The organism is Chloroflexota bacterium (assembly GCA_026710945.1).
GTDB lineage: Bacteria > Chloroflexota > UBA11872 > VXOZ01 > VXOZ01 > VXOZ01.
This window is the reverse complement of record JAPOQA010000046.1, coordinates 1-26,022: the sequence shown is the minus strand read 5'-3', so window position 1 is coordinate 26,022 and position 26,022 is coordinate 1. Positions and strand designations below refer to the sequence as shown.

Below are 26,022 nucleotides of genomic sequence, written 5' to 3'. Positions count from 1 at the left end.
TTGAAGTGAGAAAAACCAAGGCGTTCAAAACAAGTGAGCTAATTCCATGTACTGTGCTTTGTCTGGTCGAATGCCTCAGAATGTGAACGGCTCCCAAAGCGTAGCCAGTGGAGGGCGATCTTTGGAAAAAACCCGGCTTGGCGCTACAATTCAACGCCAAAATTGGCAGAAACTTGCGCTTATTTCATGCAGAAAAGGGGCTAAGAATAGTCTCAAATCTGTCTCAATTCCTTTACGAATAGTCTATAATGGATGCATACAAACCCATCGGCGGCATTAGTAACCCACTTCGGGCAGCTGCTGATAGTCTAAACCCCAAGGGGTGCATTAGAATAATGCACCCCTTGAATCATACATATGCCCATGGCTATCGAACAACAGTTCCAACCTCACAGACGGGACCGCGTCAGAGTTTTCATTGACTTCTGGAACCTGCAGCTTGCCTTCAACAGTAGAGAGGCAGAGTCTACTGGGAACGCCGATGCACGTTTCGAGATAGATTGGAGATCGTTTCCTCAAGCCATGGCCTCCGAAGCTGCGAGAATAGTAGGCTTGCGCGACTACTCGTACGATGGCGCTATTGTCTATGCCTCCTACAAAGTTGGCGATACAGATGCCCGACTCAAGAAGTGGCTGATGACATGGCTTGACCGACAGCCAGGCATTCAGGTAATGGTAAAGGAAAGACGCCGGAAAAGATCTCCAACGTGTCCAAGTTGCAGAAAGTCAATCGAACAATGCCCCCATTGCGATGAGCCGATAGCTGCGACAGAGGAGAAGGGGATCGACACCGCTATGGTAACGGACATGGTTCGGCTTGCATGGGAAGATGCCTATGACGTCGGTGTCGTTGTCTCGTCTGATAGTGACTTCGTTCCGGCTGTTGAGTTCCTTGATTCACGTGGCCTAAAGCTGATCCAGGCGGGCTTTCCTCCTTCCGGTGCCCACCTTGCCACGTCATGCTGGGCGTCTTTTGACATTTACCCAATGAGGGAAAAGCTCCGCAGGCAGTAGGAGAGTGCCCCCATATTTTTGGCGCTAAGGCCCGGGTCACAGCCTTTCTAGCCGGTAAGCACCAGGTTTTCTTGACCGCGCCGTGGAATCGGGTTAGACGCTAGCGTTAAATTCCTCCAAGCAAATGACCATTGGAGGATATGGGGGCGCCCTATAAATTGTGACGAACTGCAAGTGCCATGTTTCCTCCCCACATTTGGGGCAGGCCACAATTTTAGGGCAGCCGAATCCAAAGTCTTGGGTGTCGTGTCCGCAACGTGGCTTGTAGCATCCCTCAAATGTCAGGTCTTGATCATGGTTGAGCGGGGCCCTTGTGCCTGCACGCACCCCTTCCACAGCCGCTTCGATGGCTCGCTCCGCAACGCGTCGCGGCGCTCCTTCCGATATGAACTTGCTTATTGTGGTTTCATATTGTTCCATTTGTTACATCAATGCCTCCTGTTCATACCGGCTAAACCTACTCATCGCCGGCCAGGTTGTGTATGTCGCTATCTCCTCTATCGCCATCGTCTTCGGGTATCACCATATAGACCAACCCGATGATGCCGGCGGCGAAGATTAGCAGGCTAATCACGACGGCCAGCGGGTCGTTCCAGTTGATGTCTATCATGTTTACTTAGGTACTGTCCTCACCTTGGGCACTTGTGCCTCACATTTTTAGCTGGACAGATGAACCCTTGCCTGAATAGCTGTTCAGCGCATTCAATTGGGACAGGATTGGCCTACTATAAGTCCAGTTGAAACGCCCCGTCAGCTCCCCTCTTTCGTCACCACGTCAATCAACGCTTGGATGTAGCCGTTGGCGAAGGCGCGACCGCGGTGGCCCCAGGCTGAATCGCCGTCGGTCTGCGGCACGTGGTCGTCGATGAAGAAGCCATCGAAGCCCACCTCTTGGTAGATCTGCATCGTCTTGTGCATGTCCACGTAGCCGGTATTGATGAACTCTTCCTGGAACTTCGGCACCGGACTCGAGACGTTGCGGAAGTGGACATAGAGAATCTTCTTGCGCTCGCCAAAATAGCGAATCATCTCGTAGATATCCTCGCCCTGCATCTCGGCAAACGTGCCCTGGCAAAACTCGATGGCGTTGCAGTCGGAAGGATAGATCTCGATCAGCCGCTTGTAGGAGTCGAAGTTGCGGAAGAGCAGTGGGATGCCGCCGAGCCGCTCCATGGGCGGATCGCAGGGGTGAATGCCCAGGCGGATGCCTTCTTCCTCGGCGATGGGCGTGATGAGCTTGATCCAGTACTCCAGGTTTTCCCAGACTTCCTCTTCGGTGTACTCGCGCCCGTGACTGATCGGTTGTTGCTCGGCCTCGGCGTAGTCGAAAGCGGTCGCGACGGCTCCACAGCGAATCTCCGCGGGCGTGGTGCGCCAGACGTGCGACGGCATCCAATGATAGCCAAAGATAGGAATACCCGCCCGTGCCATGTTGCGGATAGTGGCGACCATGTTCTCAATCTGTTCATCGCGGCGCGGACCGCCCAGCATCACGTGGTCGTAGAACTCGACCGGCACGTTTTCCAAGGCCGAGAGCTTCAAGCCGTACTGCTCGATAGTCTCGCGGAGCTTAACGAGGTCATCCAGCTCCCAGCGCCCGTTGTCGCCCGGCAAATTCGCCGTGTTCACCAGCACGTCCGTTGCGCCGTATTGTGCGGCGAATTGGAGATATTCCGGCGACGGGTCACGGAATTGACCAAATCCTACTCTCATGCGTGGTCCTCCTTGTGCTAAACAAGACGTGACGGGAAACAGCCTGTTTGTCCATGCAGGACAAGGAATTTCGCGCTCTCAAAAACTACCCACTCTCCCGGCGGAAACCCTTGCACTACTCCGGTGTGGCATGCGGCGCGGCTCTTTGGGTTGGGTAACACAGCTTCCTTTTCTGTCCGCAGCCTCAAATCGCTGGCAGAGCGGTTTAGATTGTGCCTTTATTGCCGTGGCGAGCGCGAATCCTCTGCTCTTTCCCTGTTGTTGTTACACTTTATCTTGCCTCTGCCGTCAGTGCCACCACCTTCCTCAGGTAGAACGCCATCAGCGCTAATCGCACTGCCAGTCACACTGTCGCGTGCCAGTCCACGGTACCGTACCCGCTGGTAGTTGTGCCCCCGCTGCTGCGTCCTACTGTCCCTCAATCCGTGCGTTAGGTTGCCAAAGCGGTGCGTCCTTGACGCAGTCAGCCTTTATCACAGTCCCCGTACCAACGTGGCCGTCCACTCCCCAAACAACCGCTCACTTCTCTGTGTCCCAACGATTCCGGCAGTAAGGACCCCGCCAGTGACGGTCGACGCAATTCGCGTGCATTGCGTCCTCCCCACGGCTTGGGGTTGAATTACCCTATTTTCGCCCCTACACTGGTAACTACGCAAAGGTCTCCCTCATGAGTGGAGACTGTCTCGCCTCGGCAAGGACTAGGTAAGTCTTGCCGTGGGAGAGGGCCGGAGTGAGGGCACCCATATGGCCGGCTAAAGTCCTATTCTGCCAGTTAGTCAATTTCGCGCAGGAGATGCTTCCTGCAAAGGCAACGACGAGCCAAGTAAAGCAGCGAAAGAGGAGTGAAGATGAGCATAGCCACGCAACTACCGACCGAAAAGAAAGTACTCCAAGACGAGCGGACCGGCGCTGCCATCTGGCAATTGACCGACGCGCCGTGCGTGAACCACGCGCCGTACTTTCTCAATCCCGCCTGGGCGGGGGCCAACCACGACATGCTCATCATCACGTCTTTCCGCGCCGGCGCGCCCAATCTCTACGGCATTCAATTGCCCGACGGCGCACTGCAGCAACTCACGACGAGCGGTGACGTTTCTCCGTGGTCGGCGTGCGTTTCGCCCGACGGTGGGCACGTCTACTATGCCGCGACGACCCAGTTGCGCGCCATTGACACGGCAACGCTCCAGGAGAGGGTGCTCACCAACCTGCCGCCGTCGTCCTGGCTCGGCAACTGCTCCATCAGCCCCGATGGCTCGGAAATCCTGCTGGCGGCCCAGAGGGACGGCAAGAACATCATCCTGGCGGTACGCACCGACGGCGGCGGCGAACGCGTGCTCTTCGGCACCGATCAGCTTGTGGCCCACGCGCAGTGGAGTCCCGACGGCCGCACGGTGCTTTTTTCGTCCGACCTGCCCCGCATGTGGCTGGTGGAAGCCGACGGCTCGAACCCGCGTCCGCTGCGCGACCAGACCCGTGAAGAGTGGATTACCCACGAAGCCTGGCTCTCCAACGACGAGATCATCTTCACGTACTGGCCCCATGCGCTGAAAGCCATCCGGCGTGACGGCAGCGGCGAACGTGACGTAGCGGCGTTCAATTGCTGGCACCCCGCGCCCCGCCGCGACGGCGCGCAGATTGTCTGCGACACCACGCTGCCCGACGTAGGACTGCAGCTCATTGATCCGACGTCCGGCGCGCGCGAGGCGCTCTGCCACCCGCAGGCTTCTTCGCAAGGTTTCCAGTGGGCGGAACCGCTGCCGTATTTCGGCGAGACCGCTCCCGACGACGCCTACGGACCCCAGTGGTCGCATCCCCATCCGTCGTACACCCCCGACGGCCGCGCGGTGGTCTACACGTCGGACATCACCGGCCACGCGCAGGTGTACTTGGCGTTTGTTCCAGCGTAACGCAGCGTGACTAGGTCTTCCTCCAAGCGCCGCCATTGGCCATAGTCGGCAGCGGCGCATTGTCTGCATGTTCAAAGTCTCTAATTTGCTAGGCGCAGCGGCTCCTCCAGTACACTGAGGATCTTCTCCGCTCGATAGATGCGATTGCGCCGTCTCCGCCCAACCTGGGAAACGATGCCCGCCGCCTCTAACCGGTCGAGGGTGCGTTGCGCGGTCGTGAACGCCACCTCCAGCCTGCCTGCGACGCCGCCCACAGTCCAGAAGGGATTCTCGGCAAAGAGGTCGAGCGCCCTTACTGGGAGCTGAGACCGACCGCGTGCCATTTCTTGTTTCCAGCGAGAGAAGTGGTGGTCGATGCGTCGAATCCGCTCCACGGCGTCTTGTGATAGGAGTGCGACACCTCTCAGGAAATAGGTCAACCACTCTTCCCATGCGCCGCGCGCCGTCACACCCAGCAGGCGCGCGTAGTACTCATCCCGCGTAGTCTCGAAGAAAGCGCTTAGATAGAGCAGCGGGGAAGAGATGACATCCCGCTCGATGAGCAGCAGTGTGATGAGCAGGCGGCCCACGCGCCCGTTACCGTCGAGAAAGGGATGAATCGCCTCGAATTGGGCATGCGCCAGACCGGCGTGAATGAGCGGCGGCAGGGCGTCGTTGTGGAGAAACCGTTCCCAGGCGTCCAGGCAGGCCATGATGTCCGCTGGCGGCGGCGGGACGTATGTAGCTTCGTTCAGGGTGCATCCGGGCGGCCCGATCCAATTCTGGCTGCGCCGAAACTCCCCGGGTGTGGCGACGTCTCCACGCACGCCCTGCATGAGCGCTTCGTGCAACTCTCGTACTAGGCGCAACGAAACGGGCAAGGTCTTGAGTCGTTCTAGTCCGTACTCCAAGGCCGTAACGTAGTTGGCCACCTCCCGCAGATCGGCAGATCCGTGCACTCCGGCCGCGCCAGCCTCGGCGGCCAGCAGTTCCTCGAGGGTTGTTTGAATTCCCTCGATGCGGCTGGAGAGAACGGCCTCCTTGCGCACAAAAGGCCGGAGCAGAAGATGGGGATTGGGCAGCCGCCTACCTTCAGCCGCGAGCTCGCCAATAGCCCGGTCCGCTGGAGAGAGGCAGACGGTGAGTTCCTGCCCCCATGTCAGAGGCGGCGGCAAAGGAAACGGCACATACGCCCGGTAGCCGCCCGGGCAGTTCACGAGACGACCGTGAGGACGGCGGTTGGTTTCGGACGCAGTTTCCACGGCGCTTCCCATTAGCGATAGTGAGAATAATCGGTTCTCTTATTATCGCATGTTTATCTTTTCGAAAACAACGCTCTCCGCCAGAGACCCTCTTAACCGGTGCACATCAATCTTGGGACAACAGGATGCCCGCAGACTCAAACGTGCTGGTCCACCAGGATGGCATTGCCGTCCGGGTCCACCGCCACGAAGCTCGCCGGGCCGGTGGTGTCCTCATCCGCCTCGTTCAGGAGCTCCACGCCCTGCGCCTTGAGCTGCCGCTGCAACTCGCGCACGTCGGAAAAGCTCTCCACCGGCTGCGCCTGCCAGTCCCACCCCGGATTGAAGGTGAGGATGTTCTGCTCGAACATCCCCTGAAAGAGCCCAATGGTAGTAGTGCCGTTCCTGAGTATCAGCCAATTCTGCGCCGCATCGCCGCCCACCACCTCAAACCCAAACTTCGCATAAAACTCCCGCGAAGCCGCGATGTCCTTCACTGCCAAACTCACCGAAAACGCCCCGAGTTGCATGAAATGCTCCTGTCGAATGCTGCATCGAATTCACTGCGTACTTAACCACAATAAATGCCCCAAGTACGGGCGGTAAAGACTGCGCCTCGTAGTCCGCCATTTGTATGTTGGAGAAGGCGTGCAAATGAGCAAAGGTTAAGCGGGTAACGTGAGGGGCGCGTAATCCGTCATTCCCGCGAAAGCGGGAATCCATCTTCTCTTCGACCGGCCTTCTCTTTGAACGGCAGACCTACACACATGTGACTATACAACCACTACCGTTCGTTCATCTCATCCCGCGTGAACTTGCGCCCACCGGTATCGATCGTCTCCTGCAACTCGCGTATCACCGCCATAGCCCTATCAGCCTGCTGCTCGCGTCCCACGTACTCCGCCAGCCACCGCCGAAAGAGCGCATCCAGAGTCGTCCCCTCCGCCGCAGCCCGCCGCCGCGCCGCCTCAATCAAGCCCGCGTTTGCGCTCAGGATTACGTTCTTCATGTCATCAACCTCATTAACATGCTTATCGTGTGCAACATACCTCTGTGAAAACAGTCCCGCGGCTGTGCGATACTCCCGGACACGCGCAGCATAGCTTGGAGTGAGGTGTTTGCGCAGTAAGCGTTGGGTTTATTGGAGTGCGATGTATTAGTATAGATGTATTAGTATAATGGACAGTGTAGAGTAGGAATGGTTCGCTACGAGACGGGACGAACGATCAGAGGCGCCCTATGAAAACGCAAGAGAAAGCTATCGAGGAAATCAGCGCGCAAGATGAATCCGCTTTGTTGCGGCACTTTGTCTTTGTCGCTATTTTCCGCAACTTCTTGAAGTCGTCGCACCGGTACCTCACCCAATCCTACGACGACTTTGGCAAGGACTGGGAGGAAGATTTCTATGCCTGGCCAGGCAGCGCCTGGAAACGAAACGGATCGGCCATTGGCGGAATCTTCCGCAGATGAAGCCTCCGAGCCAAGCCAGCAATCTACTGAAAAACCTGCCCCTTGATGCTTCCCGCACGTGTCATCAGGCGCTCCTAGGTTTGGACCAAATTGGGACACTGGCCCTAGTCAATTTTTGGAGAGTTAGTCATGGGTATCCCGGAATGTGTGCCTTGGCGCGCAATAGGTGAAACATTGGGCGAGGGCGGACAGGGCCAGGTGCATCTCGTCGTGGCAAAGAACGATCCTAAGGGACCCAAGTATGCTCTAAAGGTGCTCCGCTATGTTGATTCCGAGCAAGCGCGAGAGCGCTTTCAGCGTGAAATCGAGGCTGTGAAGCAACTAACTGATCTAGAGAGTGATTCGAATGATTCCGCGATCATTCGAATTCTTGATCACTCCAAGCAGGACGATGAATTTCAGTATTACGTGATGGAGTATCACGATGGCGCTAAGACGCTTGCTGACATCATCTTCTCAGAGTGCAACCCGTTTCATGGGAATGCGTTGAAGAGCCTAGATTTATTTGAGCAGATAGTCTTAGCGATTGGGGAATGTCAGAAGGCCAGTCGTCCAATTATCCACCGTGACATCAAGCCCGACAATATCCTCGTCCTAACGGATGGCAGCATTCGTCTAATTGACTTTGGAATCTGCCATTTCGAGGATGGCAATATAATTACTCTGACAGATGAAGGTGTAGGGGCTCGGGATTATACGGCGCCAGAATGTGAGTCGGGCAGCGACGACCGCCTCATTGGGATATACGCTGACCTTTACTCGGCTGCGAAAGTACTCTGGTCGGCGATTACATCTAAAAAGGCCTTTGCCCGTGAACAACCTGTTTTCCAACACCGGTCGATGACGAAGATGTTTCCGCTGCAAACTGAAACGTGGCACTTAACCTGTATTTTTGAGAAGACAATCCGCGAAAGACGTGAAGATCGACTTGATTCTGCTCGTAGTGTTTGCGACTTAATACGCGAATTACGCTATCTAATCCATTCTGGGTACCCGCCTCTAGAAGACACATGGGGACGATGTCCTTCCTGCGGACGAAGGGAACTCACGGATTTCCCTCAATCACACCTTGTATTTGGAGTTTCGAGACAAGACACTGATTTCCGTGCCCTCATGTGCAAGTCCTGTGGATTCGGATTCCTTCGCAACAGTGAGGTCAATCGATCTCAAGTCGATAGAATTAAGGAACTGACTTGAGAACGCCTGGCAGCCGTCAACTGCCAAACCTCTCCTATTGTGCGAATCTTCCGAAGAATGTCGACCAGTCAGTCTACAAACGCCGGTTGGAGATAACTGGCTCGGAGGCGAGGAGGTGGCGGAGGGTGCTGAGGTCGGGGAGGTCGAGGATTTGGGAGATGCCGTCGTCTAGGGCTTGGCGGGCGGGGCAGTGCGCCATATTGGGGAGACGCTCGAATTCGGCGGTGGCGAGGCTGTCGAAGAGGCGGGAGAGCGCGTGAAGCTGGGAGGCGGAGAGGCAGCGCGGGTCTAAGACGGGCAATTCCTTCAGGTCGGCCTTCTTCATGGCGACCCAGCCGCCTTCCGTGCTGGTACGCTGAGCCGCGATAGTGAGCAATCCCAAGGAGGAGTTCAGCCAAACGGCAAGCGCCTTTTCGGTCGTCGCATCCTCAACCTGGACTTCCCACCACACGTTCGACAGTACCTTTGACTCTGACCGCATAGCGACAACTCGGGCAGTATCAAGCCGCAGCCTTTCAGCGACTATTAGCCGGGCTGCCCCTTGCCACAGTTGGGCAGACTGCTTGAGGCGTCGGCCCGGACGAGATTGTGCCAGTGGCGCCAGGTACTTATCCGGCTCAACGGTCATGCGCTTCCTTTGTTCAGTGTCGTTGCCTACCACCATTGGGTAGGCCGTTACGGAGTCTGTCTGTTCGAACCCGTCCAATATGTCACGGCGGTCTGGGCCGATAGAACAGATTGCACCGAGTCGGCGGAGCTGAACGCTTGCAGTTGCCACTACGCCGGGAATCCAGACTTCCCCTTTTTCAAACAGCCGTGTGGCACTGCGGGTCACGTCGGCGCGAGCGAATTGGACGCCGAACCATTGCTTGCCGGACAGGTCCGCTTCGGCAATCGAGACCGCTTCGCCGATGTGTTGGCCGTCGACTGCCAGGAGCGCCGTGCCCGTTTCTTCTAGTTGCGCCGGAGTCGTGGCGGTGACAGCTTGGGCTACACGGTGGGCGTCCAGCACGCCGTCGGGATTCTGCCAGAGGTTGACGAACGTGGTGCGGTGACCAGCTTTTGCCGGTGTCCGAGCGCGGCGTGTGGCAATTAGCAGCGCTTCCGAAAGAGCCGTGCTGTCCGAGAAGTTCCAGCGTTGTGGGTCGTGGGACGAAATAACCATGTCAAGGCTGTAGTCCTGCTCTATCAAGGCGCGGGTCTGTGCCCACGACCGTCCTGTGCAGACGGTGAGGGGCAGCACCAGCGCCAAGCGTCCCTCGCCGGGCCGCAGGCTAGGCGAGACGGCGGCTACGAAAGCGGCGCCCATGCCTGCAATTGCCGAGGCTCGCCGAGTCTGTAGACGACGCTTGAGTTCCTCTTGGATCGCCCTCCGCTCCGCTGTCGGCAAACTACCGAACATGAGGCTAGAGCGCGTAAAAGGCGGATTCATGATAGCCAAGTCAAGTTTTGGCAGCTTCACTTTCTCAGCCTCTTCCGCGCGACCAGATTCGCTGCCAGTCACCCTAGTTACGTCCCCGGTGGCTTCCCCTTTCTCCTTCCGTGACAGCGCGTATTGTACTATTGCCTCGCTCGATCCCAAGAAATCCAACGATCCCAGCGAAACGCGCTCGCCATCATCTCCCAGGGGCATTACCACCAAGTTCATGTGGTCGAACTCAATGTGCGGATTGAGCATTGCCAGACTCGTAGCGGCAAAGTGCACGGCGGAAAGCTGCACGTCGTAGCCGTGCAGGGCTTGCTCCACCATGGCCTTATGGAGCGCGGCGGAGCGCTTGCCGCCCGCGGCGGTATGGCGGCGTTCCGCTTCTGCGGCTACCGCCATCAGCAGCGTGCCGGTGCCGCAGGCCAAGTCTGCCACGTTAAGCGAGGCGGGAAACTCGTGGTCGCCCCAGTCAACGCCTGCCGGCCACTCGTGAAAGGCAATCCGTGTCAATAGCGTGGCCGCCGGCACTGAGGTGTAATAGGCACCGGTGAACTTGGCGTCGGACAAGAGGGTATGGAAAAGCCGTCCGGAGAGATCGTGGCCTTCGACTTTCTCAGTCTGATCCACTGCCTTAATCAGAGGAGCGATGACGGGCGTCCGCACGTCAGCCGGACCGTCCTGCAGCACATCCAAGATGTCGGCTGCTAAACCAAACACCGGCACATAATCTATGTTGTCGCAAATGTATTGCCAAGCGCTCTGCAAACTGGCAATGTCTTGGCGCGAGGTCTCAAGTGCTGTCTCCACGTTTTTGTTGACTTTGGCGAGGCGGTCTTGAAATGCTAATGCGTTGAAGAGCGCCAGACAACCGATGCGCAGCGCGGCGGCGCGGTTCTTCTCTTGGTCGGTTTCCGCAATGATGTCGGCGATGCGGCCGGCGATGCGCTCGTGCCGGGCAAGCTGGTACGCCGCCTGCTCCAGGGCGTACTCCACACTGCCAGCGGCGGCTTGCACCTGGTCCACGCCTTGCAGATCTAACGGCAGGATGCGCAAGTGATCGGCAAGATCGTCAACCGACCCGCTGCTCATGCGGCGTGGCTCGGTGGGCGAATCCTTGGCCAGGTCGAGCAGCGTCGGCAACGACGCCTGCCACCACTGGAGATCGTCAGCTTCTTCCAGCGCGGCTAGGGTATCCTCCGCATGCTTTAGCCGCTCGGGATAGAGCACGCCGAGCACGGCGAGCGCCTCAGGGAATGCGGCGCGGCGTTCCTGGAGTTGGGCTTCCAATGAACTCTCCGATCCCTCCCACTTGCACTCCAGGAGGATTAGGAAACTGCGCAACGTCACGCGCACATCGGGCACGCCCTGGCGGCTGCGGCGCTCGGCCTTGGCCTTTAGGCCGCGCTGCGAGAGCAAGAGGGCAAGATGGACGTTGACCTCTTCTTCCCGCGTGGTTTCGGGTTCTTTGACACTTGATGCCACTTTCGCAGTTGCCTCTTCACGCGCGTCCAAAGGCGTGCAGCGTGGTTTTCCAACTTTAGAATACTTAGCGTTTCGCTAAACTATATGGCCCACTAATCAATACAGATGGATTCCCGCTTTCGCGGGAATGACGGATCATTCGCCTTGCGTGGTGAAACTGTCAGACCTGTAAGAGAGCTTATCGAAATCGTTGCAAAGTGCTCTGCTCCCTAGCACTTGGTCTTGAACAACTCCGCCAGGTTTTCGCCGAGGATTAGCTTCTTTTCCGCCTCGGTGATGGGGGAGAGGAGGACGCGGCCGAGTTGGTAGGTGGCGCAGGTCCAGGGCATATCGGAGCCGTAGAGGATCTTGTTGGCGCCGGCGAGGCGCACCATTTCGGTGAAGTCGCCCAGGTAGCCGACGGAAGCCGCCGTATCCAGGTAGACGTTCGGTTCCTCGGCCGCCACCATTACCAGGTCAATGGTCTTGCTGGGACTAGCACCGGCGGCGTGGGCCACGATAAAGTGGCAGCCGGGGTATTCGCGGGCGATGCGGCGCAGCGTGTCCGGGGTGCCCGTGCCGTGGCTGATAAGGGGCAGGCGGTGGCGGTCGGCCAGCTCGAACGCGGGCCGATAGCCGGGGCCTTCGAAGGGGTATTGGGACACACCCGCATGCATCTTGATACCCACCGCGCCGGCATCTATGCACCGCTGCAACTCGTCCCGCACCAGTTCCGCCTCGTGGGGATCGGGGACGCCGTAGGCCAGCAGACGCCCGGGGAACTGCCGGGCGGCCTCCAGGCTCATGTCGTTGCCCTCGCGCATGTCGAACAGGATCGCCATGGATGAAAACACGCACGCCTGGTCCATGCCGACGCGGTCCATGGTGGCCACCATGCCCGCGGCGTCGTTGTAAGTCTGGTAGAAGTGCGGCGCCGGGCCCAGGTGGCAGTGGTTGTCGATTACTAGCGTGCCGTGAAGGGGTGTTCCATCGAGCGCTTGCTCGCGGAGCGGACTGGCGGTGGTTTGGGTTGCGGCTCCTGCTGCCATGGCGGTTTCCTTGTCTTTCGTGGGGTGTTAGCTGATCTGGGTGAAGTGCTGCCTACGATTATACATTGCCGGACGTAACAGCCGTATGTGCTTAGATGAGACTCATGAGAACACTGCGGCAAGCTCAGCTCAGGCTTGCCGGCATGCCCGGCGCGGACTGCATTGCGCTACACAGCGGACCCTTGATTGACACTCGTATTGCTGTGGGGCCTAACGCTCGCCGCAGGCTGGCGGCATTGGATGAAGGCGTACGTCTTAGATTCCGCGAACAGGGTTCGACGCTACGCTCGGAATTGTAAATGTCAGGTAATTCGTTGACAGACTTGAGAACAAAAGCAGCTGAACGCAGCACTCTACATAAACAGTACACATGTCATTCCGAACGGAGCGCAGCGAAGAGAGGAATCTAAGATTTTGAGCCTATTGGGCGACACGTTGCATGGGCTCTAGATTCCGCGAACCCTGTTCGACGCTCCGCTCGGAATGACTTGATCTGTCAACGAATTACTCAACACTTACAGGAATGAAATGCTGGCAGGCACAGAGCCCTGCTCCCATGTTTCTTCTACCAAATCTGTCAACGAATCACCCGACTCTTACATGAATGACACTTCGCGGCATGCTTTGGCTTTAGATGTAGTCAGCCAAACGGATGCGCCGCTCAATAGAATCGCCGCTCGCACATGCCTTCGCACAGGTCCAAACGGCCACGGGTTCCGCTCGTGGTAGGATATTTGTAGAGCAATCAGCGCGATGCAGGGAGCGCCGGTTAAGCAAAGTCTGTTACGAGGACGGAACGAAAATATGGACACGCCGTCTGATCCCAACACGGAGCCATCGGTCGCAAAGCGCTTGCAGGAGGGCACGCTCGAGGCCGGAACCTATGTGGCAACCCTGCCGGAGCGGCTGGTGCGCACTACGGCGGCTGGCGCAGGCGGCCTGGTGCATGAGACGTCGGAATTCATTCTGCCGCCGCCGGTGCGGCGCTCCCAGCTCTATCAGTCCACCATTGGCCGCATGCTGCGCATTGTTGTTGAATTCGTGGGTGGGGTTGCCAGCGGAGAGTCGGCGGAGTCGCTCGCCGTCAAAGACCTCGCCGTGCGCAAGCTGGCGGGCAACGCCGTAGAGATGGCGAGTCTCTTTGCGGTGGGATGGTCGCCGCTGTGGCTCTTGGCGGCTGCATCCGACGTAACCGGCGGCACCCGCGCCTATCTGGATACCTTCGTCCAGGAACTCAAGCGTTCGAACGTCTTGGCAGCGGATGCAGATGTTTCCTCCGTAGATGACTTGCTGGCTGCGCTGGGAGGCACTTCAGGCCAGATGGCGGACACGATAGATATACCGCCCCTGGCCATCGATGAAATGCGCTCCAGCCTGGGTCAATTCCGGCAAAATGCGGGAAAACTCCCTGACCCGCGCGACATGACCCAGATATTCACGGAGATGAATAGAGCGGCAGCCGAGCAGAACCGTTCGCTGATCGTAGTCTCATCGTTGGTTGCGGCGGGCGCGATTCAGGCGGGCATTCAACTCGGCAACGTGCATCTCTTTTCCTTCTATCGCGACTCTCTCGGCACCATCCGCACGGAAGGCGTGCCGGCCTACCTGCAGCGCATCAGCCAGCCGTACCTGGCGGCCGCCGCGCAACATCTGCGCCCCAGCAGCGGCACGCATACGCAGCGGTGGCTCGGCAGGGTTCTTGAGGTCTTGCGGCGAAAGCGCAGGGAGAATTTAGGTCTTCCTCCTGCTGCTGAGATCACACGACATGAGCCTGCCGACGAGCAAGGAAACTCTGGCGGCGAAGAAGGCAGCAAGCCATAGCCTGCAAGGATAGTGTTCCGTGCTTCTTGTAGTTGACGTGGGCAATACCAATATCGCCGTGGGGGCTTTTGCCGGGAACGATCTCAAAGGCTCCTGGCGCTTGAATACCGTCATTGGGAAGACAAGCGACGAATACGGCGTGCAGATCGTTGGGTTCCTCCAGCAAGCCGGTCTGAGCGTCGAACAGTGTACGGACGTCATTGTTTCCAGCGTCGTGCCGCCCTTGGCCCGTGCGATTCACGATTTCGCGACAAAATACCTCGGCCACACCCCAATCCTGATCGACCCGCACCGAGTGCCAGGCGTAGCCGTGGAGATCGACCGGCCGGAAGAGGTGGGCGCCGACCGGGTGGTCAATACGGCGGCGGCGTTTGTGCGACACGGCGGGCCCTGCATCGTCATCGACTTCGGCACGGCGACGACCTTCGACGTGGTCTCGTCGGAAGGAAATTACGTCGGCGGCGCCATAGCGCCGGGTCTGGGTCTCGCCACGGAGGCGCTCGTGGCGCAGGCCTCGCGGCTCTACCGCGTAGAATTCGAGCCACCGGCGACCGTGGTGGGTAAGAGCACCGACCATGCCATGCAGTCCGGCATCATGCTTGGCTATCTTTCACTCGTCGAAGGCATGATTGAGCGCTTTCACAACGAACTTGGCCGGTGCAAAGTGATCGCTACCGGCGGCTTTGCCCAACTCTTTGCCAGACACACGTCAGTAATCGACGCTGTAGACCCGAACCTGACGCTGGAAGGGCTACGCGTTATTTACGAGCGCTTGAAGCAAGCATAGGTACGGGCCGCAAGGCGATCCGCTGGCCTGCAGGATTTGATTACGGCGCTAGAGTTGCCTTATTGACTGAGACGCTCAATCCATGCCAACGCGAGCCTACTCCACATGCCAATTCCTGTGACGGCACAACCTTGGCGCAGTGCGGAGTGCATTGACAGCTAGCTGTATTTTGCCTGCGTCTTCAATTCTGATTGCGCGCCTACCCTCCGCTGCAGCACTGGTGTAGAGTGAAAGACAGACGGGGCGACGGTATGAGGTTGTGTATCAATGAGTGTCTTGAGAGAAAAACGCATTGTACTCGGCGTCTGTGGGAGCATTGCCGCGTTCAAGGCGGTAGCGCTCGCCAGCCAGCTTACACAAGCCGGAGCAGCGGTCACAACCATCCTTACCAGAGACGCCGCACGGTTCGTAACTCCCCTTTCTTTTGCCAGCGTGACGCAGCGTCCGGCCCATTTGGACCTCTTTACGCCTGACCCCGGCCGCATTTTGCACATTGCCCTGGCAGAAGAGGCCGATCTGCTTGCGGTGGTTCCTGCCACGGCCCACACGCTTGCCCGGATGGCGCAGGGACTCTCCGATGATCTTCTTACCTGTACGTTTCTCAGCACGCAGGCGCCGGTGCTGGTTGCACCGGCCATGGACGGCGGCATGTTTACCCATGCGGCCACGCAGGCGAGCCTCGCCACGCTGCACGCACGCGGTGTGCGCGTCGTCGAGCCGCTCGAGGGCCGGGCCGCCTCGGGACTCGTTGCCAAAGGACGCATGCCGGAAGTGGATGCGCTCATGGCTGAAATGCGCTCCTTGCTGGGCAAGAGCGGTCCCCTGGCGGGCAAGACGGTCGTGGTGACCGCCGGCGGCACCCAAGAGCCGCTCGATCCGGTGCGGTACATCGGGAACCGCTCCAGCGGTAAGATGGGGTTTGCGCTCGCCGAGGCGGCCCGTGACTGCGGCGCGCGCGTAATTCTTATCCAAGGCGCTACCACCGAGCCGCCGCCTGCCGGCATTGCCGCGGTGTCTGCCACCACTGCCGCCGACATGCTCGCTGCCGTAAGGGAGCACACCGTCCAAGCCGATGCGCTCATCATGGCCGCAGCGGTTGCCGACTACCGCCCGGAGACGTCCGGGAGCCGGAAGACGAAACGCACCGGCGAGCCGCTCAGCCTCACGCTGATCGAAAATGAAGACATTCTCCGCCAGGTTCCTACCACTCTCGTCAAGGTGGGCTTTGCCGCGGAGACCGAAGGCCTGCTGCAGAATGCGGAGATCAAACTCGCCCGCAAGAACGCGGACATGATTGTGGGGAACGACATTTCGCAGCCCGATAGCGGCTTTGGCACAGACACGAATAAGGTTGTAATCCTGAGCCAGGGTTCTCCTCCTGAGCCATTGCCCCTGCTGCCCAAATCTGAGGTCGCCGCCGTAGTCCTCGAGCGTGTGGCTGCGCTCGTCCGGCAGCGATGCACTTCGCGCTAGCCAGCGCGTGTCTGCCTTTGAGTCTACCTGCGGCGTAACAGGCTGCGGTCCCTGGCATCCTGTTCCATCAAGCGCGTAATACCTTGACCTCGCGGGGTTCGCTCAGTATAATAGCGATATCACTACCCTGCGTAGAGTGCTGGATAAGTGCGCACTCTGCGCTGTGACGTATTGGTTGTATAATTTTCTACGTATCGGGAGGATTGTTACGGATGTCCACAGCGACGAGTACCAAGATTACCCCGCTGGGTGATCGTGTGGTTGTAAAGGCTCTTGAACAAGAAGAGAAGACCCGCAGCGGGATCGTCCTGCCGGATACCGCCAAAGAGAAGCCCCAAGAGGGCGAGGTGGTAGCAGTAGGAGAAGGCCGCACGCTTGACAGCGGTGAGAAGGTAACTGTGTCCGTAGAGCCGGGCCAACGCATTCTCTTTGCCAAGTATGCCGGGACCGAGGTGAAGCTGGGCGACGACGAGCTATTGATCCTTAGCGAAAAGGACGTGCTGGCGATTCTCGACTAGCCGGTGCTGTCTTCGACAAGGTCGCCGGTGTTCGCCGCTATATACACGTTCTAAGCGGATATGCCGGCAGCGTGAATGCAGACCTTGTCGGACGCAATACAACGGCTGAAATGATCACGCTAAGGCGCACGATCTAAGACTTTTAAGAGGCCGGGGATGAAGCGCATCACATACCCAAGACGCGCTCGCTCCCCGGTTCTTCTTTCTTTGCCCCCTTGCGGTTAGCTGCCTTTCTTGTGTATCGTACATACGTGGCGCTTTCCATAAGGTAGGGCCGCAACAATAACTGAACCATCTCCGACGTGCTCGTCTTCGCTAGCACGCGTAAGTTGTAATATACGCTGTGGCTTAAGCGGAGAACACCACAGTTGCTCATTGATTGGGAGACAGCGAGTAAATGCCACAAGAACGCTTGCTATTGGAACCGGAAGCTCGTGAAGCCTTCAAGCGCGGCTTTGACACCATGGCGAACGTGCTGCGGGTCACGCTGGGGCCCAAGGCGCGTACCGTCGCCTTGGAGAGCATGTCCCAGCGCACTGCGCCGCCCGAGATCATGAATGACGGCGCCACCATCGCCCGCCGCATCGTGGAACTGCCGGACCGCTTTGAGAACATGGGCGCTATGCTCATACGCCATTTGGCGTGGCACGTAGGCGAACAGGCCGGTGACGGCACCACCACGACCGCCGTGATTGCGCAGTCCATTCTCGACCAGTCGTACAAAGCAATGGCTGTCGGATTCAATCCCATGGCGCTGCGCAAGGGCATCGAGCGGGCGGCCAAGGTGATGCTGGATGAGATAAGCGAGTTGACCGTTACGCTCGAGACCCGGGATGAGATCAAGCGGCTGGCGAGCGTAGTCTGTCTCGATGAATACATGGGCGCGTTGATCGGCGAGATCGTCGAAACGCTGGGTCGCGACGCCATCATCGTGGTGGAAGAATCCCGCAGCATGAATCGCGTCGACCGCGAGTACGTGGAAGGCATGCAGTGGGACAAGGGGTATCTTTCTCCCTACTTCATCACCAATCCCGACCGCATGGACTGCACCATTGAGTCGCCGTTTATCCTGGTGACCGACCGCCAGCTCAAGCGGGCTGAAGAGGTGATTCCGGCGCTGGAAGCGGTGAAGTCGGTCGGCGGCAAGAGCCTCGTGGTCTTTGCGAACACGGTGGAAGCCGAAGCCCTCGCCACGTTGGTGGTAAACAAGCAAGAGGGAGATATCCAAACGCTGGCCATTAAGGCCCCTGGCGCTGGCAACCGTATGGTGCATATCCTCGAAGACATTGCCATCATGACCGGCGGCACCTTCGTCTCAGACGACTCCGGCGACCTTACCGAAGACATTACCGCAGCCGATCTGGGTCGCGCGCGGCGCGTCTGGTGCAACCGCGACTTCTTTACCATCGTGGGCGGCATGGGCAGTGAGGTGGCCATCCGTCGCCGTATCCAGGAAGTCAAGAAGCTTTTGCCCGACGAGAAGAACGAGTTCGAACGCAATAAGATGCGCGAGCGCATGGGCAAGCTCAGCGGCGGTATCGCAATCCTCAAAGTTGGCGGGTTCACCGAAGGCGAAATGAAAGAGAAGAAGCTGCGCGCCGACGACGCCATGTTGGCCGTGCGCGCCGCGCTCGAAGAAGGCGTGGTGCCCGGTGGCGGCATCGCATTCATCCACGCCGCCAAAGCGCTGCGCAAGCTCAAGGCTGCCGACGAGGAAGAGGCCTACGGCATTAGAATCATGGCCGAAGCGGCAGAGGCGCCGCTGCGCCAGATCCTCTTGAATGGTGGCTACGATCCTGAGGCCATCATTGCCGACATCTACCGCAGACGCTATCCTACCGGCTTCGACGCGCACAACGGCAAATTCGTCAACATGATCAAGGCCGGCATAGTAGACCCGATCAAGGTCGTGCGCGCTTCCCTCACCAAGGGCGCCAGCGGCGGCATTATGGGCATGACTACCGAATCCCTAATCTCGCCGGGCAAGTACGACATGAACGTGAACCCGTAGCGTAGGAATCGCCCACACAACACCAATTGGCTAGGAATGCCCGCGTCAGCGCCGTGAATACCGGACTTTGCATGGCTGGGACCGCAAGCAAGCGGCGCTCGCTCTGAGGCCGATTATTCGCTCTCCCCGAGGAGACCATTGCATAACCCTTGCCGAGGTGAGAAAGTTCACTCTCCCGCCGGGAGAGGGTTAGAGCCTGCCCCGTACTCGATATGGGGGTGAGGGGGAAATACCCGCAATCGGGGAGCTTTCTTGTTGATGTTGCACATTTTCGTGTAGGTTCTATAGGTAATGAGGACGGAATAGGCAGAAATCCCCTCACCCCGGCCCTCTCCCCAGGGAGAGGGAGTAAGTCTTGCGCCTCCGGCCGAAGCTACGCAGAGGCTTCCCGAGGGAGAGGTCTAGAGCTTGCCCCGTACTCGATACAGCGTATCGACACGATACGGAGGCGTGAGTTGGAGGCTTGGTTGAAGGTATGCGCTCGTCTGCCAGCAAGAGCGGCGGCGTTGGCAGCAGAGACAAGGGTTTTTCTGTTCCAATTGCAGGCGTCTTCGCAGGCGGGTATTTGATCGGGCTTCCATTTTCGATCATCTAGAGTCTTGCCGGCTCTCACGAGGAGTTTGCGGACATGAGTACGCCCTGGGCGGACCGGATAGCAATAAGTCGCGTGTGGCTGGCCGGCGGAGCCGCGTTTGTGCTCTCGCTGATCGCAAATGCCCTTGTGCGCATTGTGGTGAAGGCCGTTTTCCCCATCTCGTCGCTCTTCGCTGCGTTGCAGGAGTGGCAAGGCATTATCTTCCTAACATTTGTCGGCGTCTTGGGCGCGACGATTGTCTTTGCCATTCTGGCCCGCCTTACGAAACACGCCATCAAGGTCTTCCGCGGATTGGCGTTCATCCTGCTCCTGCTCTCCTTCGTGCCGAACATCCTGATGCTCACGACGAACGGCCCCGGCGCGACCGTCCCCGCCGTCGCCAGCCTCATGGTCATGCACGTCGTCACGGCCGCCATCACCGTGTGGCTGCTCACCACCTGGCCGCGGGTGCGAATGTAGGTTGGCCTCGTCCGTGCTGCGTTCGGAAATTTGCCCCGCTCCGCCCGGGAATTCGCCGCTCTTAGTCCGTATCAAGCTGCTACAGTGGGGCAAACGACCCAAGCCTCAGAAGTCTAGTGACATGACGTTTTCTAGATTCCCCCGTTGAAAGAGAGGGCATTTCAAATGGCTAAGCAACCGAACATCCTCCTCATCATGTCCGATCAGCAGCAGTACGCCACGGCGGGACCGGCAGCGGACGGGTATTCGCCTAATTTGGAACGGCTGGCGCGGGAGGGGATTTGGTTCCGTCGGGGTTACACGGTGACCACGCCCTGCGCTCCGGCGCGGGCCTCCATTGCCACTGCCGTCTATCCCCACGCGCACCACGTGCTGAACAATTGCCATGTGCCCTATGCCGTCAGCCGCGAGATTCGCGACGGCGTGCCTTCCTGGGGGCCGCCCATGAGCGCGGCGGGCTATCGCATGCGCTACGCCGGCAAGGCGCATATCGGCTGGGAACGCGGTCCGGTGGAATACGGCTTCGATACGGAAGAACGGGAATTCGACAAGGCTGCATACCTGCGCGACCACCGCATCCGCACAGAGCAGCAGGGCGGCGAGGCGAAGCCGAGCGCCGGCAGCGGGCCGCGGCCGGGCACGTGGGGCTTCCACGACGCGGCGGGCATTTACTGGCTCCATTACGGTGTGGAAGACGGGCCGCCGGAAGCCACTACCACCGCCATGCAAGCCGAGGCCGGCTTACAGCAATTGCGCGCCCTCGCCGATGAAGAAAGTGACGATCCCTGGTGCCTCTGGATGAATTTCACCGGCCCGCACAATCCCTACGTGGTGCCCAAAGAGTATGCGGACCGTTTCGACTGGCGCGACGTGCCGGTGCCGCCGAGCTTCTACACAGACGGCGCAGCCAAGCCCGCCTACGTGCGCCGGGCGCGCGAGACGTGGTTTCGTGAGATTGATGAGGAGCACACCCGCAAGTCCAACGCGCACTATCAGGCCTATAGCTCCCTGATCGACCACTACGTCGGCTCGGTACTGGATTTTCTGGACGAATCCGGCCAGGCCGACAATACGGTGGTGGTCTATACCTCCGACCATGGCGACATGATGGGCGCCCATGGTCTGTGGTTCAAAGACATCTGGCCTTACGAAGAGACCCACCGCATGCCGTACATCATGCGCTGGCCGGCGGGGTTTTCCGCGGGCCAGGTGTGCGACGACTACGTGCGTACGCTTGACCTGGGGCCGACCTTCCTCGATCTGGCCGGCGCAGAGCCGCTGAAGAGCGCCCACGGCATCTCGCTCGTACCGCTGCTTTCAGGCCAGGAAGGCGCCGCAGACCGTCCGGAACACCGGGAACTCTTCATGCAAGACCACGGCAACATCTTCTACTTCATGAACCGCACCATCTGCGACGGCCGCTACAAGTTCGTCTTCAACGGGTTTGATTACGACGAGCTCTACGACCTGCAGGAAGATCCCTACGAGACCTATAATCTCGCCGAGAATCCGCATTGCGCCGACGTGCGCGAGCGGCTGCAAGACCGCCTGTGGGACTGGATGCTGCAACTGGAAGATCCGTATGCCGGTCGCCAGTACGCCGCCAACGTTATCCTGGGCCGCAGCGAGCCGCCGCCAAATCGCAGAGACCCGTCACCGCGCAAGCTGCTCTAAAGAGAGCTTTCCCGTCACTTAAGCGGGCAGTCGCGGATTTTAGCCTGATGCATAGCCTTGGCCTGAAGGTAGGTTAGTCCCTTCCCCTATGGATATATCCGAGGGTGAGAGGAGACCCCTACTCCTCCCGATTTTTTGACGGATAGGGACAATTCGAAATCATAATAGACTGGTCACATGGGCCGCATATTCCGGGAAGATTTGCGCTCACCCCAGCCCTCTCCCGTCAAGGAGGTTGTCTCAAAAGTGCATCGCTCAGTGTAGACTTGCCCTTCGACCCTTCGACAGGCTCAGGACAGGCAGGCTCAGAGCCCGCCCCGTACTCGGATACGGGGGCGAACGTAACAGGCAAATCCCGTTCGTGCTGAGCGTGTCGAACACGATTTTGCTTATCGAGTCGACTTATGAGACAGCCTCCAAGGGAGGGGATCGGAGCCTGAAGAATGCGGAGCGACTCCGATCCCCTCTCCTAGGAGAAGGTGGCTCCGGTTCCCTCTCCTGGGGGAGAGGGTTAGGGTGAGGGGAATTCCTTGTCTGCTAGCCAATGTCATGCTGAGGTTCCTTACAGTGGCGTAATGTGACTTCCTAATTGAGGACAGTCCATGAAGCGAGCGTTGATCATCCGCCATGCCGCGCCGGAGACCCTGGCCGCCAATTTTACCGGCGTCCTGGAGCAGCACGGCTTTCACCTCGAACCCCTGAACGTCTTCGAGTCAGCCCCCGCACTCGACCACTTTGCACCGCCTCCAATGGAGCAAGTTGACCTGATCGTGGCGCTGGGCGGCCCGCAGTCGGCCAACGACGCTTACCCCGCCATTCACCAGGAGCGCGAATTTCTGCGCCGGGCCATGTCCCTGGATGTGCCGGTGCTGGGCATCTGCCTGGGGGCGCAGATCATGGCAACGGCACTCGGCGGCACGGTGGAGCCGACGGGCGGCTATCAATTCGGGCTGCGCAAGCTCGACGTGACTGCCGCTGGCGACGCCGATCCGGTTTTCAGCAAGCTCACCATCCCCCTGGTGCCCACCCTGCACGGGGAGTGTTTCTCCATTCCCCACGGCGCCACCCGGCTGGCGGAAGGACTCGTGCTCTGCCGCGACGGGTCCTACCGCAGAATCAACATGGCCTTTCGGTACGGCAAGTCTTACGGAGTCCAGTTTGAGCCGCAACTCACTTTGGAGGAGTTGCAGGTGTGGAACCGGGAGCTCTCCGGCGACTACGAGTTGATGGGAGACCGTTTCGACCCCAGTGAAGAAGCCGCCCGCCACCTGCGGGAGTTCACCCGCTACGAACCCCACTACCGCGCGCAAATGCGCAACCTGCTGACGACATTCCTGCACAACGCGGAACTGATAGAAGGCAGGAGCTAGCTCTAGGCTGCTACACGGTGTCCTTTGCGCAGTCCACGCCGCAGGCGTAGATTACTCCACCTTAGCCCGGTGAGACCCGCGCGCAACCTTTCACCAAGTGGGCAAGACTTGCGCGCTCTCCTTGGCGAGCCCCGCGCTACCTGTGCTGCCACGGTGAGCAGGCCTCCCACTCCCCGTGTAGACCTTTGCATAGCCATTCACCTTTGAGGGGGAAGGCTGGGATGGGGGTGAAATGAGTTGACATCATGCTATCTCTAGGTGTAAAGGCGCCCTGGATTCCGGCTTGCGCCGGAATGACGGAGTAACGCAAAATTCTCCTGGGGAAGAGGGCCGGAGTGAGAGGGGAGACGCGGCGACATTCCGAGCTAGACAGCGCGCCCGCCGGTATTGTATGATAATTCACAAGAGAAAGGAGGTGATGCCCATGGATGTAAGTTGTAAATCCAGGGCCGCCTCCGTCAGGTCTCGGTAACGAGACCACGGAGCGGCCTAAGGAATTTGAAGGAGCGCTTACGGTGCACGAGCACCGGGCGCTCCTTTTGTTATCTCTGGGTACTTGCTGAATTGCTTCCACGGGCAGTGCGGTTTGCTTCCGATTATTGAAACGTGGGCAAAGCCTTGACGTTTTCCTTCAACCATGTCTCCAAAGCCGCGTAACGGAACGAGCCTGCCTCAAACAACGCCATGAAGTACTTGTAAGCAGCTTCTCCCTCGCAGTCGATGAAGTATCCATTCATGCGAAGAAAAGTGTCGGTTACGTAGAAGGCGGCGCGTTTGTTGCCGTCAATAAAAGGGTGATTGTTTGCAAGACTTTCCATCAATGCTGCTGCCTCCTGAACTACGCCAGTGTAATAGCCCAGTTGTGGGCGCATGAGCGCCGATGCCAATGCAGCTTCGTCGCGAATGCCGGGGATCCCGCCGAATTCCAGTATTGACTGAGCATGAATAGCGATGACCTCCCCTGGCGTTGGAAACTCACTCTTCACTTGGCCAGCAACTCACCTAGACGGCGATTCTTCTCGAGGCTAGCCCGGAAGTGCGCCATGACAGCGGTGCGGGGCTTGTCTTGTCTGCGCGCTTCTATGTAATCGCGCATGGCATCTTCCAGAATTGCGTGAAAGTGTCGCCCATCCTGTTTGGCTATTGCGCGAAGAGCAGCCAAAAGCTCAGAGTCAGCCTGGCTGGAGAATTTCTGCATTTTTGTCGACATGGTCGGTTCCCTCCTAAGTCACAATTGTAGCTCTCACTACGTCATCAAGCAATGTCTTGATGAACCTTGATCAGTGGTTGGGCAATAAAGGGGAGGGTCTTGAATGACCCGAGGAGAGTGGGTAGCTCGCCACGCGAATCTTACGCGAGAGCGTGAATTCAAGCGCAACAGAGAACTGCGATAGGGCATTGAATGACATACTAGGCGCTGCACACATGTCTATCAAATGCTCGTAGCCAGGACTGGCTAAATCAACACGTTACATTTCAGCTACCTGGCTATGGCGGTTTTACCTCGACGGCGGTGGATATGTCGGTTTGCTCTCATACGGTTCGCCGCCGGTGCGGGTGAAGAAGCCGGTGGTTTGAGCAAAGCCGGAGTCTTTCGCGTAGATTTCCATCTCCGGCGCGCGCAGGTTGCCCAGGTTGTCGCGTACCGCCGCGATGCTCGGATACGTGGCAGCGACGGTGTGTTCGTCGATGCGAAAGGCGCCTGCCACCGTGCTCATGGCGTCGGTAGCGCGCTCGGCGAAGGTGTACTTGACCTTGAGCGTCACCGGTCCTTCCAGCTTGAGGGGTTTGACCGCGCCGATCTTGCCCAGCGCCCGCACTGCGCCTTCCGCTGCCGCCTCCGCCGCGGCCTGAGGCGTCATGGAGATGGCGCTGAAGTGGCTGGTGCCTTTCTTCACGGCGACCGTCTCGATGCCGGGCACCCGGTCTTCCGCTTCCCGGCAGGGCCAGTAGTCGCCCGTGTTGAGCACTGCCGGCACGTTGTGAATGCCCGCGAACGCCACGAAGATGCCGATTTCGCCGACGAGCAGGTCGTTCAGCCAGATGCCTTCAACCGCACTATACGCGCGCGTAATTGGGTGAGGCAGAATTGAATGCCGCCAGCAGCCCTTCTCGCGGTTGCCCGCCATCTCGTGGAAGCCGACGAGCATGCCGGCGTCGAAGCTCTCGTCGAGCAGTTCGGTGAAGATGTCGTGCCGGGGCAGGCCGTGAATAACTTGCACCGGTTTCGGCAGCTTGTGGTACTCCATGATGTGGATGGTGTTCAGGACGATTTCCGTGACGCCGTTGTCCAGGAGCGCCTCGCAGATCGCCGCCAGTTCCATAGTGGCGTACTCGCTGGCGTTCAGGTAGCCTTCCCGGCGATTGAAAACGCCTGCCACGCCCTCTTGATCGGCAAAGATGTAGATTTTCACGTTTTACTCGCTTTCTCCCGCTGGGCAATTGCCAGTGTGTGTCCGGCTCTCCTTAGCGGAACGTAGCGAGGGAGCTTGTCCCCCGCCTCTTGGCGCAACCGATGCCCCTACCTCGTTATTCAACTCGTCAATATAGACGGCATTGGCACCAACGTCCTGCCCCTGGCACCCCGCTCTCACAGGAACGACGGTCAAGGGCGCTCACCTCTCAGCAATTTAGGGCAAGCGAAATCAGTCCACTTGGCAGGGTGCCTAGATTCCGCGAACAGGGTTCGACGCTTCGCCCGGAATTGTAAGTGTTGAGTAATTCGTTGACAGAATTCTCTCCCAAATTGGCAGTGTTGACAGATCATGTCATTCCGAGCGCAGCGAGGAATCTAGGGCCCATGCAACGTGTCGCCCAATAGGCTCAACATCTTAGATTCCTCTCTTCGCTGCGCTTC

Annotated in this window: 22 protein-coding genes; 12 read left to right on the top strand and 10 right to left on the bottom strand. The window is 58.8% G+C overall.

Annotated elements, in window-relative coordinates; genetic code table 11:
- Nucleotides 1-363: 363 nt before the first annotated feature.
- Nucleotides 364-1,014, top strand: a complete 651-nt coding sequence (locus OXE05_09255) for an NYN domain-containing protein (protein MCY4437502.1) — start codon at nt 364-366, stop codon at nt 1,012-1,014.
- Between the two features lie 457 nt (nt 1,015-1,471).
- Here the strand turns inward: OXE05_09255 and OXE05_09250 are convergent, their stop codons facing one another.
- Together OXE05_09250 and OXE05_09245 are read right to left on the bottom strand one after the other, a co-directional pair.
- Nucleotides 1,472-1,624: a hypothetical protein gene (locus OXE05_09250; GenBank protein ID MCY4437501.1), complete on the bottom strand. Its 153-nt coding sequence runs from the start codon at nt 1,622-1,624 to the stop codon at nt 1,472-1,474.
- Between the two features lie 140 nt (nt 1,625-1,764).
- Complete coding sequence (locus OXE05_09245) at nt 1,765-2,727, bottom strand: mannonate dehydratase (protein MCY4437500.1); 963 nt, start codon at nt 2,725-2,727, stop codon at nt 1,765-1,767.
- Nucleotides 2,728-3,575: 848 nt separating this feature from the next.
- Between OXE05_09245 and OXE05_09240 the strand changes: the two genes are divergently transcribed.
- The gene (locus tag OXE05_09240; GenBank protein ID MCY4437499.1) at nt 3,576-4,634 is read left to right on the top strand and encodes a hypothetical protein; all 1,059 of its coding nucleotides are present in this window, start codon (nt 3,576-3,578) and stop codon (nt 4,632-4,634) included.
- A gap of 80 nt (nt 4,635-4,714) precedes the next feature.
- On the opposite strand, the gene OXE05_09235 is transcribed toward OXE05_09240, so the two are convergent.
- The 3 genes from OXE05_09235 to OXE05_09225 all read right to left on the bottom strand — a co-directional run bounded on the left by OXE05_09235 (nt 4,715) and on the right by OXE05_09225 (nt 6,863).
- Nucleotides 4,715-5,875, bottom strand: a complete 1,161-nt coding sequence (locus OXE05_09235) for a Fic family protein (GenBank protein ID MCY4437498.1) — start codon at nt 5,873-5,875, stop codon at nt 4,715-4,717.
- A 137-nt stretch (nt 5,876-6,012) separates the two neighbouring features.
- A complete protein-coding gene (locus OXE05_09230) occupies nt 6,013-6,384 on the bottom strand; it encodes a VOC family protein (protein ID MCY4437497.1) in 372 nt (123 codons plus the stop codon).
- 254 nt (nt 6,385-6,638) lie between these two features.
- Complete coding sequence (locus OXE05_09225; protein MCY4437496.1) at nt 6,639-6,863, bottom strand: hypothetical protein; 225 nt, start codon at nt 6,861-6,863, stop codon at nt 6,639-6,641.
- 230 nt (nt 6,864-7,093) lie between these two features.
- Here OXE05_09225 and OXE05_09220 point away from each other — a divergent pair, with 230 nt between their 5' ends.
- Both OXE05_09220 and OXE05_09215 read left to right on the top strand, forming a co-directional pair.
- Nucleotides 7,094-7,324 (top strand): hypothetical protein, encoded by a 231-nt coding sequence (locus OXE05_09220; GenBank protein MCY4437495.1) that lies wholly within the window; start codon nt 7,094-7,096, stop codon nt 7,322-7,324.
- Between the two features lie 129 nt (nt 7,325-7,453).
- The gene (locus OXE05_09215) at nt 7,454-8,521 is read left to right on the top strand and encodes a serine/threonine-protein kinase (protein MCY4437494.1); all 1,068 of its coding nucleotides are present in this window, start codon (nt 7,454-7,456) and stop codon (nt 8,519-8,521) included.
- 73 nt (nt 8,522-8,594) lie between these two features.
- On the opposite strand, the gene OXE05_09210 is transcribed toward OXE05_09215, so the two are convergent.
- Complete coding sequence (locus tag OXE05_09210; GenBank protein MCY4437493.1) at nt 8,595-11,429, bottom strand: hypothetical protein; 2,835 nt, start codon at nt 11,427-11,429, stop codon at nt 8,595-8,597.
- A 209-nt stretch (nt 11,430-11,638) separates the two neighbouring features.
- Entirely contained in the window at nt 11,639-12,457 is an 819-nt protein-coding gene (locus OXE05_09205; protein ID MCY4437492.1) for an amidohydrolase family protein, read from the bottom strand.
- An 804-nt stretch (nt 12,458-13,261) separates the two neighbouring features.
- Here OXE05_09205 and OXE05_09200 point away from each other — a divergent pair.
- From OXE05_09200 to OXE05_09165, 8 genes are all read left to right on the top strand, one after another.
- Nucleotides 13,262-14,278, top strand: a complete 1,017-nt coding sequence (locus OXE05_09200) for a hypothetical protein (protein MCY4437491.1) — start codon at nt 13,262-13,264, stop codon at nt 14,276-14,278.
- 19 nt (nt 14,279-14,297) lie between these two features.
- Nucleotides 14,298-15,065, top strand: coding sequence for a type III pantothenate kinase (locus tag OXE05_09195; protein ID MCY4437490.1), 768 nt, complete (start codon nt 14,298-14,300; stop codon nt 15,063-15,065).
- A gap of 267 nt (nt 15,066-15,332) precedes the next feature.
- Complete coding sequence (coaBC, locus tag OXE05_09190) at nt 15,333-16,538, top strand: bifunctional phosphopantothenoylcysteine decarboxylase/phosphopantothenate--cysteine ligase CoaBC (protein ID MCY4437489.1); 1,206 nt, start codon at nt 15,333-15,335, stop codon at nt 16,536-16,538.
- A 212-nt stretch (nt 16,539-16,750) separates the two neighbouring features.
- The gene (gene groES, locus OXE05_09185; GenBank protein ID MCY4437488.1) at nt 16,751-17,056 is read left to right on the top strand and encodes a co-chaperone GroES; all 306 of its coding nucleotides are present in this window, start codon (nt 16,751-16,753) and stop codon (nt 17,054-17,056) included.
- Nucleotides 17,057-17,453: 397 nt separating this feature from the next.
- Nucleotides 17,454-19,067: a molecular chaperone GroEL gene (locus OXE05_09180; protein MCY4437487.1), complete on the top strand. Its 1,614-nt coding sequence runs from the start codon at nt 17,454-17,456 to the stop codon at nt 19,065-19,067.
- Nucleotides 19,068-19,695: 628 nt separating this feature from the next.
- On the top strand, nt 19,696-20,121 hold the full coding sequence (locus OXE05_09175) for a DUF6069 family protein (GenBank protein ID MCY4437486.1): 426 nt from the start codon (nt 19,696-19,698) through the stop codon (nt 20,119-20,121).
- A 165-nt stretch (nt 20,122-20,286) separates the two neighbouring features.
- Entirely contained in the window at nt 20,287-21,795 is a 1,509-nt protein-coding gene (locus OXE05_09170) for a sulfatase-like hydrolase/transferase (GenBank protein ID MCY4437485.1), read from the top strand.
- A 602-nt stretch (nt 21,796-22,397) separates the two neighbouring features.
- Entirely contained in the window at nt 22,398-23,165 is a 768-nt protein-coding gene (locus tag OXE05_09165; GenBank protein MCY4437484.1) for a type 1 glutamine amidotransferase, read from the top strand.
- Between the two features lie 596 nt (nt 23,166-23,761).
- Here the strand turns inward: OXE05_09165 and OXE05_09160 are convergent.
- From OXE05_09160 to OXE05_09150, 3 genes are all read right to left on the bottom strand, one after another.
- A complete protein-coding gene (locus OXE05_09160; protein ID MCY4437483.1) occupies nt 23,762-24,151 on the bottom strand; it encodes a type II toxin-antitoxin system death-on-curing family toxin in 390 nt (129 codons plus the stop codon).
- The gene (locus tag OXE05_09155; GenBank protein MCY4437482.1) at nt 24,148-24,375 is read right to left on the bottom strand and encodes a hypothetical protein; all 228 of its coding nucleotides are present in this window, start codon (nt 24,373-24,375) and stop codon (nt 24,148-24,150) included. Before OXE05_09155 ends, OXE05_09160 begins: the two co-directional genes overlap by 4 nt.
- A 289-nt stretch (nt 24,376-24,664) precedes the next feature.
- Complete coding sequence (locus tag OXE05_09150) at nt 24,665-25,579, bottom strand: M55 family metallopeptidase (protein ID MCY4437481.1); 915 nt, start codon at nt 25,577-25,579, stop codon at nt 24,665-24,667.
- Between the last annotated feature and the right edge of the window lie 443 nt (nt 25,580-26,022).

Bases quoted from the DNA above. Each gene is read 5' to 3' on its own strand.
- OXE05_09255 (MCY4437502.1), top strand. From the start codon at position 364: ATGGCTATCGAACAACAGTTCCAACCTCACAGACGGGACCGCGTCAGA.
- OXE05_09250 (MCY4437501.1), bottom strand. From the start codon at position 1,624: ATGATAGACATCAACTGGAACGACCCGCTGGCCGTCGTGATTAGCCTG.
- OXE05_09245 (MCY4437500.1), bottom strand. From the start codon at position 2,727: ATGAGAGTAGGATTTGGTCAATTCCGTGACCCGTCGCCGGAATATCTC.
- OXE05_09240 (MCY4437499.1), top strand. From the start codon at position 3,576: ATGAGCATAGCCACGCAACTACCGACCGAAAAGAAAGTACTCCAAGAC.
- OXE05_09230 (MCY4437497.1), bottom strand. From the start codon at position 6,384: ATGCAACTCGGGGCGTTTTCGGTGAGTTTGGCAGTGAAGGACATCGCG.
- OXE05_09225 (MCY4437496.1), bottom strand. From the start codon at position 6,863: ATGAAGAACGTAATCCTGAGCGCAAACGCGGGCTTGATTGAGGCGGCG.
- OXE05_09220 (MCY4437495.1), top strand. From the start codon at position 7,094: ATGAAAACGCAAGAGAAAGCTATCGAGGAAATCAGCGCGCAAGATGAA.
- OXE05_09215 (MCY4437494.1), top strand. From the start codon at position 7,454: ATGGGTATCCCGGAATGTGTGCCTTGGCGCGCAATAGGTGAAACATTG.
- OXE05_09205 (MCY4437492.1), bottom strand. From the start codon at position 12,457: ATGGCAGCAGGAGCCGCAACCCAAACCACCGCCAGTCCGCTCCGCGAG.
- OXE05_09200 (MCY4437491.1), top strand. From the start codon at position 13,262: ATGGACACGCCGTCTGATCCCAACACGGAGCCATCGGTCGCAAAGCGC.
- coaBC (MCY4437489.1), top strand. From the start codon at position 15,333: ATGAGTGTCTTGAGAGAAAAACGCATTGTACTCGGCGTCTGTGGGAGC.
- groES (MCY4437488.1), top strand. From the start codon at position 16,751: ATGTCCACAGCGACGAGTACCAAGATTACCCCGCTGGGTGATCGTGTG.
- OXE05_09180 (MCY4437487.1), top strand. From the start codon at position 17,454: ATGCCACAAGAACGCTTGCTATTGGAACCGGAAGCTCGTGAAGCCTTC.
- OXE05_09175 (MCY4437486.1), top strand. From the start codon at position 19,696: ATGAGTACGCCCTGGGCGGACCGGATAGCAATAAGTCGCGTGTGGCTG.
- OXE05_09170 (MCY4437485.1), top strand. From the start codon at position 20,287: ATGGCTAAGCAACCGAACATCCTCCTCATCATGTCCGATCAGCAGCAG.
- OXE05_09165 (MCY4437484.1), top strand. From the start codon at position 22,398: ATGAAGCGAGCGTTGATCATCCGCCATGCCGCGCCGGAGACCCTGGCC.
- OXE05_09155 (MCY4437482.1), bottom strand. From the start codon at position 24,375: ATGTCGACAAAAATGCAGAAATTCTCCAGCCAGGCTGACTCTGAGCTT.